This is a genomic window from Saccharothrix coeruleofusca, assembly GCF_014648515.1.
Taxonomy (GTDB): Bacteria; Actinomycetota; Actinomycetes; order Mycobacteriales; family Pseudonocardiaceae; genus Actinosynnema; species Actinosynnema coeruleofuscum.
The window spans coordinates 1-719 of the sequence record NZ_BMRG01000056.1; the positions used below are offsets into that span (position 1 = coordinate 1).

1 protein-coding gene is annotated in these 719 nt (G+C 69.0%); it reads right to left on the reverse strand.

Features of this window, described 5'->3' with window-relative positions; all coding sequences use genetic code 11:
* The coding region (locus IEZ00_RS36015; protein WP_229796453.1) for a glycoside hydrolase family 10 protein at nucleotides 1-710 on the reverse strand (710 nt) is incomplete at its 3' end.
* Between the last annotated feature and the right edge of the window lie 9 nt (nucleotides 711-719).

Sequence of the window (719 nt, forward strand, 5' to 3'; positions counted from 1 at the left end):
AGCAGCGGGGTGCCCGAGGCGCGCCAGGAGTCGCTGTCGCGGATGCCCCACACGGTGATGCCGGTGCAGCGCGCCACCGCCAGGCAGGCCTGGGTGACGCCCTTGAACTGCTCGGCCTGGCTGGACCCCGAGCCCTCGATGTCCAGCTCGGTGATCTGCACGTCCACGCCCAGGTTGGCGAAGTTCTGCAGCGTGGTGTGGTAGTTGCTCGGCACCGGGTTGCCGCTGTTGAAGTGCGCCTGGAAGCCCACGCAGTCGATCGGCACACCGCGGGACTTGAAGTCCTGCACCATCCGGTACACGCCCTGGGTCTTGGCGTGCGACCAGTTGTCGGTGTTGTAGTCGTTGTAGCACAGCTTGGCGCCCGGATCGGCGGCCCGCGCGGCGCGGAAGGCGGCCTCGATCCAGTCGTTGCCCGTGCGCTGCAGGTTGGAGTCCCGGCGCCCGCCGCTGCTGCCGTCGGCGAAGGCCTCGTTGACCACGTCCCAGGCGTAGATCTTGCCCCGGTAGTAGGAGGCGACCTGGGTGACGTGGTTGAGCATCGCCTGCCGCAGCGCCGAACCCTCCATGCGCTGCATCCACCCCGGCTGCTGGGAGTGCCAGGCCAGCGCGTGCCCGCGCACCCGCTTGCCCTGACTCCGCGCCTGGTTGACGATCCGGTCGGCGTTGCCGTAGCTGAACTGGCCCTGGTTGGGCTCGGTCGCGTCCATCTTCATCTC